Source organism: Streptacidiphilus fuscans, from assembly GCF_015690355.1.
GTDB classification, from domain to species: domain Bacteria; phylum Actinomycetota; class Actinomycetes; order Streptomycetales; family Streptomycetaceae; genus Streptacidiphilus; species Streptacidiphilus fuscans.
In genome coordinates this window covers 286,811-296,608 of sequence record NZ_JADPRT010000007.1, presented here as the reverse complement: position 1 = coordinate 296,608, position 9,798 = coordinate 286,811, and the positions used below count along the sequence as shown (strand labels likewise).

The window sequence follows — 9,798 nt, the reverse complement described above, 5'->3', positions numbered from 1 at the left end:
GACCTGAACGTCATGCGCCTGTTCTGCCTGCCCCACGCCGGGGGCACCTCGCGGGTCTTCAAGCCCTGGGCCCAAATCCTCGGCGACCAAGTCCTCGGCCGGGACGTCGAGCTCGTTCCGCTCGACGTCGCCGGACGCGGCACCCGGATGCGCGAGAACGGGCCCGGGTCGTTCGCCGACGCGGCGGACGACCTGGCCCGGATCGTCGCCGAGCGCTGCGTCGGCGACGACTACGCCCTGTACGGGCACAGCATGGGCGCCCTGCTCGCCTACGAGGTGACCCACCGGCTCGCCGAGCGCGGATGCCACAGCCCCGTCCACCTGTTCGCGGCCGCGTGCCGGCCGCCGGGCTACCGGCGGCCGGGGCCGATGCTGCACTCCTTCCCCGACGCGGCGTTCCTCGGCGCCCTCGCCGCCTTCGGCGGGCTGCCGGTCGAGATCCTGCACGACCCCGAGCTGATCGAGTTCTACGCCGGGCTGGTCCGGGACGACTACCGGCTCTACGAGGAGCACGCCGCCGTCGTGGTGCCGCGTCCGTTGGCCTGCCCGGTCTCGGTCATCCTCGGCACCGAGGACCCGATCGCGCCGACGGCCTCGGCGGACGGCTGGCGCGCGGTCTCGGGCGGGCCGCTCACCCTCCTTTCGCTGGAGGGTGCGGGGCACTTCTTCGACGACCGGCTCAAGGAGATCGGCACGTTCGTGGCGACCTCGCTGGACGCCTACCGCGCGCCCGCCGTGCGCCCGGAGGCGGCCGAACTGCTCGGCCGACTGCGGCTGGCGGACGTGCGGCTGACCCCGGGCCCGTCCGGACTCGCCTTCGACGCGCCGGCCGGCGCGGTGGACGACGACCTCACGGCGCTCATGGGCGAGCACCGCGACGAGCTCGCCGCCCTCGTCGAGGCGGGCGGTCCGGTCGTGCGCAGCGGCCCGCCGACGAAGGGCCAGCGCCGCGCGGTCGTTCGCGCCGAGACGACCGAGGCGCCGTCCGCGCTCAATGTCGCGTTCCGGCTCTCCGTGTCCGGTGCCCTCGACGTGCCGCGCCTGGAACGGGCGCTCACCGCGCTCACGGCCCGGCACGGCGCGCTGCGCACCCGCTTCGCGCGCCACGGCGGACACCTCGTTCAGGAGCAGCTCCCGCCCGTTCCGTTCACCCTCGACGTGACCAACTTCGCGGGCCTCGAAGGAGACCGGCTGCGTACGAGCCTGGAGGAATGGTGCCTGGCCGCCGCTCGTACGCCGTTCCGCCTCGGCCGGGAACCGCTCTTCCGCGCGAGCTTGGCCTCGGCAGGCCCGCGGGCCTGGGAGTTGATGATCGTCATCCAGCACACGGTCTCCGACGGCTGGTCGCACGCGACCCTGCTGGAGGACCTCTCCGCGTTCTACCAGGACGGCGGCGCGAGCCTCGCCCCGCTCACGGCGGACCTGATCGACTTCGCCCAGTGGGAGGAGGACCGCCTGAGCGGGCCGAATCTCCAGGCGCTGCGGGAGTACTGGGTCCGCCTGCTCGGCGACGCCCCGCTCACCGTCGACCTCCCCTCGGACCGGCCGCGGCCTAAGGCGCTGAGCGGACGCGGCGGTTTCCACGACTTCTTCGTTCCCGCCCCGCTCGCCGAGGCCGTGCGCTCGTTCGCCCTGCGCACCCGCGCCACGGAGTTCGCGGTGTTCTTCGCGGTGCTCGTGCTCTGGCTCGGCGAGCTCACCGGGCAGCGTGACCTGACGGTGCCCACCAACTACGTCAACCGGCCGCGCCGCGAGTTCGAGGACGTCGTCGGACTGTTCCTCAGCAATGTGCCCATCCGCGTCCGGACGCGCGAGGGGGAGCCGCTGGGCGATCTCGTGCGCCGCGTCGGCGCGGCCCTGTTCGAGAACGCCGACCACTTCCTGCCCCTGGACATGCTGGCCGAGGAGCTGCGCTCGGTCGGCAATCCGGGGGTGGGCACCTTCCCGCAGGTGGTGACGGCCGTGCTCAACACGCCGCCGCTGCGGGTCTCGCTCGGCGACCTCGACGTCACCGTGACGCACGTGCCGCCCGGCGGTGCGCCCGGCGAGATGTGCGTCATCTTCGAACCCGAGGACGGCGGTTGGCGCGTGATGGTGCCGTACTCGGCGGACATGTTCGACGAGGCGACGGTCGTCGGCATGTGCGCCCGCTACAGCGAGCTGCTCGAACGCCTGATGACCGAGGAGACCGAGGAGACCGAGGAGGAGGTCCGGTGACCCGCGCCCAACAGGAGCACGAGGCCGTCGAGTTGCTCGGCCGGCTGCGGCTGGCCGACGTGCGGATGTCCGTGACCGCGGCCGGGCTCGGCTACGACGCCCCGGCGGGGGTCGTGGACGACGCGCTGCTGGCGGAGATGGCACGGCACAAGGCGGCACTGACCGCGCTGGTCGCCGAGGGCGGGCCGGTCGAGGCCTCGGGGCCGGTGGCCTGGGGCCAGCGCCGGTCGATCGGTCGGCTGGAGGCGACCTCGGAGCCGGCGAGCTTCAACATCGCCATGGCGCTCTCCATCACCGGCGACCTCGACGTTCCGGCCCTGCGCCGCGCGCTGACGCTGCTCACGGCGCGGCACGCGGGGCTGCGCACCCGCCTGGCGCGGCACGGCGGCCACCTGGTCCAGGAGGTGCTGGCGACGGACCGGATCCCGTTGCCGATCACGGATCTCACCGGCGTGGCTCCCGAGGAGCGGGACGCCGCGGTCGACGCCTGGCGGCGCGAGGGCGCCCGGGTGCCCTTCCCGCTCGGCGAGGGGCCGCTGCTGCGCGCCGCCCTCGCCGAGATCGGGCCCAGGGACTGGGACTTGCTCATCCTGGTGCAGCACACCGTCTCCGACGCCTGGTCGAACTCGACGATGCTGCGCGATCTGAACGAGCTCTACCGCGGCGGTGTGCTCTACCCGCCGCAGGCCGACCTGCTCGGCTTCGCGCGCTGGGAGTCCGAGCGCTATCAGGGTCCGCGCCTCTCCGCGCTGCGCGCGTGGTGGACCGACCTCCTCGCGGACGCGCCGCTGACCCTGCCGCTGCCCGCCGACCGGCCGCGGCCTCCTCAACTCAGCGGCCGCGGTGGGCTGCACGAGTTCCTCGTTCCGGCGTGGCTCGCCGATCAGGTGCGCGCGTTCGCCGACACGGCGGGCGCGACCGAGTTCGCCGTGCTGTTCGCGGCTTTCCTGGAGTGGCTCGGCGACCTGACCGGCCAGGACGATCTGACGGTGCCGGTCAACTACGCCAACCGGCCGCGGAGCGAGTACGAGGACGTCGTCGGCTTCTTCGTGGACAACGTCGCCGTCCGGATCGAGCTGGACGACGCGGAGCCCTTCGAGGCGCTGGTGCGGCGCGTCGGGGCCGCGCTGTTCGAGAACGTCGACCGGTTCGTGCCGTTCGGCATGCTGACCGAGATGCTGCGGGAGGCCGGCAACGAGGGTGTCGCGGTCTTCCCGCAGGTGCCCTTCGTGGTGTTGAACACGCCGCCGATGGATCCGGCGCTCGGCGACCTCGACGTGACGCTCACCCTGGTCCCGACCGGCGGGGCGAAGATGGAGTTCTCGTTCATCCTCGAGCCCGAGGACGGGGGCTGGCACGGCTTCATCCCGTACCAGTCAGACATGTTCGACGCCGGGACCCTGGCCGACTGGTGCGCCGGATACGTCGACCTGCTCGAACGACGCACGGCCGAGGACACAGCTGGACGCACTGCCGGGGAGGCGGGGCGTTGAGCGGGCCCGAGACGTTCCTCGACGCGGACGGCACGCAGATCGGCGAGATCCCGGCCGGTCTGCTCGACCCCGACGACCTCGTCGAGACTTATCGCGCACTCGTCCTGGCACGGCGCTTCGACCTCCAGGCGGGCGTACTCGCGCGGCAGGGCCGACTCGTGGTCTACCCTTCCGCCCTCGGGCAGGAGGCCTGCCAGGTCGGTGCCGTCCTCGCGCTCGAGCCGGACGACTGGTTCTTCCCCACCTACCGCGACTCGATGGCCATGGTGGTGCGCGGCATCGACCCGGTGGAGGTGCTGACGCCTCAGCGCGGAGACCGCCACTGCGGCTATGACCCGTACGAGCACCGCACCGCCCCGCCCTGCACCCCGCTGGCGACGCAGCTTCCGCACGCCGTGGGGTTGGCGATGGCGGCGCGCAGCCGCGGCGACGGGCTCGCCGTGCTGGCGTTCTGCGGCGACGGCGCGAGCAGCGAGGGCGACTTCCACGAGGCGCTCAACTTCGCCGCCGTCTTCCAGGCCCCGGTCGTCTTCCTGGTGCAGAACAACCAGTACGCCATCTCGGTGCCCTTCCGGGAGCAGACGCGGGCCGCGTCCCTCGCCGCCAAGGCCGAGGGGTACGGCATGCCCGGGCGTCGGATCGACGGCAACGACGTGCTCATGGTCCGCCACGCGGTCGGCGAGGCGCTCGCCGCGGCGCGCGCCGGAGCAGGCCCGGCGCTGATCGAGGCGGTCACCTACCGGATGGGTCCGCACACTACGGCTGACGACCCGTCGCGTTACCGGGATCCCGAGGAGGAGCAGCTCTGGGCGGCGCGCGACCCGCTGGCGCGTTTCGCCGCGTTCCTGCGCGAGCGCGGCACGCTCACCGAGATCGTGGCGAAGGCGGCTACGGCCGACGCCGAGGCACTGGCCGACGACCTGCGGGCCCGGCTCGAACAGGAGCCGGTGTTCGATCCCGACGAACTGTTCGACCACGTCTACGCCGAGCCGACGCAGCGCCTGCGCGCGCAGGCCGCCTACGTACGCGCCCAGTTGGCCGCCGAGCTCGATGCCGCTGAGCTCGATGCCGCCGAGGGGGCCCGCAGATGACCGGCTCGACGCTGGCCGGCGCCGTCAACAGGGCGCTGCGCGACGCCATGGCCGCCGACGATCGCGTCGTGGTCTTCGGCGAGGACGTCGGACGGCTCGGCGGAGTGTTCCGGGTCACCGACGGCCTGCGCGCCGAATTCGGCGCGGAGCGCTGCTTCGACACGCCGCTCGCCGAGGCCGGCATCCTCGGTGCCGCGATCGGCATGGCGATGTACGGGCTGCGGCCCGTCGTCGAGATGCAGTTCGACGCGTTCGCCTACCCGGCATTCGAACAGGTCGTCAGCCACCTGGCCCGGATGGGCAATCGGACGCGCGGCCGGATGCGCCTGCCGGTCGTCGTCCGCATCCCCTACGGCGGCGGCATCGGAGCGGTCGAACACCACTCGGACTCCTCCGAGGCCTATGCGGTCCACACACCGGGGCTCCACGTCTTCACCCCGGCGACCGCCGGCGACGCCTACGGCATGCTCCGTGCCGCCGTCGCGTCACCGGACCCGGTCCTCTTCTTCGAGCCGAAGCGGCTCTACCACGTGCGCGCCGAGACCGATCCGACCAAGGAGACGGTCGCGCCGATCGGCACCGCGGTGCTGCGGCGCGAGGGCGCCGACGCGGTCCTGATCGCGTACGGCCCGTCCGTCCCGGTCGCCCTCGAAGCCGCCGAGGCGGCCCGTACGGAGGGCTGGGATCTCGCCGTCCTCGACCTGCGCAGCCTGGTGCCCCTGGACGAGGAGACGATCTGCGACGTTGTGTCGCGCGTCGGCCGCGCGGTCGTGGTGCACGAGGCGGCGGGCTTCGGCGGCTTCGGGGCCGAGCTCGCGGCGCTGATCGGCGAGCGCTGCTTCGAGAGGCTCGCGGCGCCGGTGCGACGGGTCACCGGCCTGGACATCCCCTATCCGCCGCCGCGTTGGGAGCGTCATCACCTGCCGAGCGTGGACCGCGTCCTGGACGCCGTGGCGACCCTCTGCATCCGGTGAGCACGCGGGCGGGGGAAGCGACGAATTCGGCGAAGTCGAAGACAGCGAAGACGACGAAGACAGCGAAGACGGCGGAGGAGCACGGAACCATGAGCACCGAAGGCGGCGAGTTCCGGCTGCCCGATCTCGGCGAGGGCCTGACCGAGGCGGAGATCGTCGCCTGGCTGGTGCGGCCGGGCGACATGGTGGACCTGGATCAGCCGGTCGTGGTCGTCGAGACGACCAAGGCGACCGTCGAGCTGCCCAGCCCCTGCTCGGGCGTGGTGACGCGGACGCACGGCGAGGCCGGCGACGTGGTCGAGGTCGGCGGCGTCCTGCTCTCGCTCGCTTCGCCTGCCCCGGAGGCGGCAAGCGCGCCGCCCGCCGCGGTCCTTGTCGGCTCCGGGGCCGCCGCACCGGCATCGGGCGCGGCCAAGCGCGGCCGGGTGCTGCCACCGGGCGCGGCGTCCCTCACGCCGTCCGGTGTGCCTGGCGCGTCCAGCGCGCACGGGGCACGCGGTGCACGCGGTGCGCGTGTGGCGCGCCCCGTGCCGCAGCGGGCCTCGGCCCACCGCCGCGCCGTCGCCGAGAAGCTGACCCGCACTCAGCGCGAGGTCCCCGCGGCAACCTGCTGGGTCGACGCCGACGCCACCGGACTGCTGGCGGCGCGCGACCAACTGCGCGACGCGGGCGTGGGACTGCTCGCCCTGCTCGCCCGGATCACCGTGTCCGGCCTGCGCCGCTTTCCCGAGCTCAACAGCCGCTACGACGAGGAGAGCGGCATGGCCGTGCCCGCTCCCGCCGTCCACCTCGGCATCGCCGTCGACACGCCGCGCGGCCTGCTCGTCCCGGTCGTGCGCGACGCCCAGGACCTCGGACTGAGGGACCTCGACGCCGAGATCAGCAGGCTGACGCTGGCGGCGCGCGAGGGCCGGCTCGAACTCGCGGCGCTGACCGGGTCGACGATGACGCTGAACAACTTCGGCGCCTTCGGCGTCGACGGCTCGACGCCGCTGCTCAACCACCCGGAGGCGGCGATGCTCGGCGTCGGCCGGATCGCCGCCAAGCCCTGGGTCGTCGGCGACGAACTCGTGGTGCGTCGCGTCGTGCACCTGTCGGTCACCTTCGACCACCGGGTGTGCGACGGCGCCGCGCCGAGCGGCCTGCTGCGTCACGTCGCCGACTGCGTCGAGCAGCCGCTGAGACTCCTGCTGGACGAGGCGTGAAGGCGGGAGCGGTGCGCGTGAGCCACGACGAGACCCACGGCGGCGGCGCGGCCGTCGACCCGAATCGCGTCAACCTCAACCGCGTCGACCTCAACCGCGTCGACCTGAGCCGCGTCAACCTGTTCGACCCCCGGTTCCACGCGACCGGAGACCCGCACCGGGTCTGGGCGGCGATGCGCGAACGAGCCCCGCTGCACCGCCAGGAGCTGCCCGACGGCCGGTCCTTCTGGTCCGTGACGCGCTACCACGACGTGTGCCGCGTCCTCGGCGAGCACCGGGAGTTCACCTCGGAGCGTGGCAGCCTGCTGCATCAGCTCGGCACCGACGACGCCGCCTCCGGGCTGCTGCTGGTGGCCACGGATCCGCCACGGCACACGGAACTGCGGCGCCCGCTCAACCGGATGTTCTCCGCCGCCGGACTGGCCGCGACGCGCGAGCGGATCCGCGCGGCGGTGCGCGGCATCCTCACCCCCGCGCTCGACGGCGGCGAGTGGGACCTGGCCGAGTGCGCCGCCAAGCTCCCGATGGCGGTGGCGGCGCAGGTCATGGACATCCCCGAGGAGTTCTGGCCCGACCTCGTCGCCTGGAGCGCGATGGCCGCCTCGCCCGAGGATCCGGCGCACGCGGTGCCCCACGGCTCCCCGCTCCTGGTCGCCCACCACGGCCTCTTCGACTACTTCTCGCGCGAGTTCGACCGACGCTCCGGCACGCCCGGGGACGACGCGATCCGGCTGCTGATGACGATGCGCGGGGGCGAGCTGAGCCGCGAGGAGGTCGTCGTCAACTGCTACAGCGTGCTGCTCGGCGCGAACGCGACGACCCCGCACACCGTGACGGGCACGCTGCTGGCCCTCGCGGAGCGGCCCTGGATCTACCGGCGTGCGGCCGCCGAACCGGCGGCGATCCCGGGCCTGGTCGAGGAGGGCCTGCGCTGGTCCTCCGCGGCGAGTTGCTTCCTGCGGCACGCGGTGCGCGACGTGGAGATCGCGGGAGGCCTCGTCCCGGCGGGCGACCCCGTCGCCGTGTGGATCGGCTCGGCGAACCGCGACGCGACGGTCTTCCGCGATCCCGACTCCTTCGACCCGACCCGCGGCGACAACCGTCACCTCGCCTTCGGCTTCGGCCCGCACTACTGCCTGGGCGCGACGATGGCGCGGATCACGCTGCGCATCTTCTTCGAGGAGTTCCTCGGTTTCTTCGGTGAGGTCGAACCCGCAGGCGAGCCGGTGCGCCTCGCCTCGAACTTCGTCTCCGGACACACGCGGGTCCCGCTGCGGACGCGCGTCCGCCGCTCCCTCGCGTGGCACACCGGTGAGCGGATCGAGGCGCCGTGCTGAACGTCACGGGTGAGCGGTTCCGCACTGCGGCAGGGGAGTTCCCGACGGGTGTCACCGTCGTCACGGCCGTCGTCGAGGGAGCCGTCTCGGGGATGACGGCGAACTCGTTCGTCACGGTGTCCATCGACCCCTTGCTGGTCCTGGTCTCCCTGGCGAGCAGGAGTCGGTTGGCCCGCGCGGCCCACCCCGGAATGAGGCTCGCCATCAGTGTCCTGACGGATGATCAGCAGGAGATCTCCCGCTTCTTCGCCGACTCCGCCCGCCCCGTCGGCGATGGCGCACTCGGCCCGCGCGACTGGACGGTCCGACGCGGTGCGCGGCTGCCCGTGGTCGCCGACGCTGCGTCCTACTTCGACGGCCACGTCGACGCACTCGTCCCCGCAGGCGACCACACCCTGCTGATCGCCGCGGTCAGCGCCTTCAGCATGCCGGATCCGCACGTCACACCGCTCGTCTTCTGGCGCGGCGGGTACCACGGGGTCTCCGCCTCCCGCAGGTAGCGAACGGGCGGCGGGAGCGCGGGGCGTGGCGGCCGTCGGCAGCCCCGCCGCGGACGGCGTCCGCTCAGGCTTTGGGGCTCATGACCGTCGAGGTGCAGGCCTGACCGGCCGGCTGACTCCCGCAGACGCGCAGCGTCACATCGGGGCCCGCAGCCGCGACCATGGGTGAGTAGTTGTCATATCCCCAGTGAATGAGGGCTGTTGCACGCTCGCCGGACCCGGTGGAGATGACGGCGGTGTCCCCTGGGCTGCCATTGGTGATCTTGGCCCAGGCTGCCCCGCATCGTGAGCTGTAGCGCACGTAGAGGACCACCTCGCCGTCGTTGGCCGTGGTCAGGGTGCGCGCGTCGCTGTCGCAGCCGGACTGCTGCGGGTCCTTGCCCAGACACCCGATGCCCTGGCACTGGACGCCCTCGGTCGTCGGCTGCGCCGGGGCTGTCGCCGCTGTGCGGGCCTGCGCGCGGCGCGGGCTGCTGTGGACGAGCAGCCAGGCCACACCGCTCACCAGCGCGGCTGCGGCAAGTAATGCGGCCAATAAGGCGGCCAGTAATCGGGACGACCCGTTCCGGAGCCCTTGCGCCCACCGCCGGTGTGTCTCGGCGGAATTCGCCGGTGGTGTCTCCACCGAGGGTGTCTCCGCCGGTGTCTCCGGCCGCTCTTCGGGCGCATCGGGGTCGACCGCCGGGGGACCGGTGGTCTCGGCGACCGTCGAACCCTCGCCCGGAACAGGTGCGGAGTCCTCGCTCCCGGCCTCTCGTCTGACGCTGTCCAGGAGAGCCCGTACCGTGTCGCGATCGCTGGCCACCACCGCGGTGAAGCGGTCCAGGGCCTCGGGGGTGATCACGCGCTTGCCGTTGAGCCACCGCTCCCAGGACGCCCTGCTGTAGTGGGTCTTGGCGGCGAGGTCGGCCAGCGAGAAGCCGCTGGCGTCCTTGAGGGCTCGCAGATGCTCCGCCAAAGAGCGTGCTGCCGGCGGAAGAT

The 9,798-nt window shown here is 73.0% G+C and carries 8 protein-coding genes; 7 read left to right on the top strand and 1 reads right to left on the bottom strand.

Going from position 1 to position 9,798, the window contains the following annotated elements:
• Window positions 1-12 precede the first annotated feature (12 nt).
• The 7 genes from I2501_RS19170 (at window position 13) to I2501_RS19140 (ending at window position 8,817) form a co-directional block, all read left to right on the top strand.
• On the top strand, window positions 13-2,217 hold the full coding sequence (locus I2501_RS19170) for an alpha/beta fold hydrolase (RefSeq protein WP_196195301.1): 2,205 nt from the start codon (window positions 13-15) through the stop codon (window positions 2,215-2,217).
• Window positions 2,214-3,710, top strand: a complete 1,497-nt coding sequence (locus I2501_RS19165; protein ID WP_196195300.1) for a condensation domain-containing protein — start codon at window positions 2,214-2,216, stop codon at window positions 3,708-3,710. Before I2501_RS19170 ends, I2501_RS19165 begins: the two co-directional genes overlap by 4 nt.
• Window positions 3,707-4,801: a pyruvate dehydrogenase (acetyl-transferring) E1 component subunit alpha gene (gene pdhA / locus I2501_RS19160; protein ID WP_215909753.1), complete on the top strand. Its 1,095-nt coding sequence runs from the start codon at window positions 3,707-3,709 to the stop codon at window positions 4,799-4,801. The genes I2501_RS19165 and pdhA overlap by 4 nt, the downstream gene beginning before the upstream one ends.
• The gene (locus I2501_RS19155; protein ID WP_196195299.1) at window positions 4,798-5,775 is read left to right on the top strand and encodes an alpha-ketoacid dehydrogenase subunit beta; all 978 of its coding nucleotides are present in this window, start codon (window positions 4,798-4,800) and stop codon (window positions 5,773-5,775) included. Before pdhA ends, I2501_RS19155 begins: the two co-directional genes overlap by 4 nt.
• An 89-nt stretch (window positions 5,776-5,864) precedes the next feature.
• On the top strand, window positions 5,865-6,980 hold the full coding sequence (locus I2501_RS19150; RefSeq protein ID WP_196195298.1) for a dihydrolipoamide acetyltransferase family protein: 1,116 nt from the start codon (window positions 5,865-5,867) through the stop codon (window positions 6,978-6,980).
• A gap of 17 nt (window positions 6,981-6,997) precedes the next feature.
• The gene (locus I2501_RS19145) at window positions 6,998-8,317 is read left to right on the top strand and encodes a cytochrome P450 (protein ID WP_328806467.1); all 1,320 of its coding nucleotides are present in this window, start codon (window positions 6,998-7,000) and stop codon (window positions 8,315-8,317) included.
• On the top strand, window positions 8,311-8,817 hold the full coding sequence (locus I2501_RS19140; RefSeq protein ID WP_196195297.1) for a flavin reductase family protein: 507 nt from the start codon (window positions 8,311-8,313) through the stop codon (window positions 8,815-8,817). Before I2501_RS19145 ends, I2501_RS19140 begins: the two co-directional genes overlap by 7 nt.
• A 64-nt stretch (window positions 8,818-8,881) precedes the next feature.
• Here the strand turns inward: I2501_RS19140 and I2501_RS19135 are convergent, their stop codons facing one another.
• Window positions 8,882-9,775 carry a helix-turn-helix domain-containing protein gene (locus I2501_RS19135; protein WP_196195296.1) on the bottom strand — a complete coding sequence of 298 codons (894 nt, stop codon included), beginning with the start codon at window positions 9,773-9,775 and terminating at the stop codon, window positions 8,882-8,884.
• Between the last annotated feature and the right edge of the window lie 23 nt (window positions 9,776-9,798).

Bases quoted from the DNA above. Each gene is read 5' to 3' on its own strand.
- I2501_RS19170 (WP_196195301.1), top strand. From the start codon at position 13: ATGCGCCTGTTCTGCCTGCCCCACGCCGGGGGCACCTCGCGGGTCTTC.
- I2501_RS19155 (WP_196195299.1), top strand. From the start codon at position 4,798: ATGACCGGCTCGACGCTGGCCGGCGCCGTCAACAGGGCGCTGCGCGAC.
- I2501_RS19150 (WP_196195298.1), top strand. From the start codon at position 5,865: ATGAGCACCGAAGGCGGCGAGTTCCGGCTGCCCGATCTCGGCGAGGGC.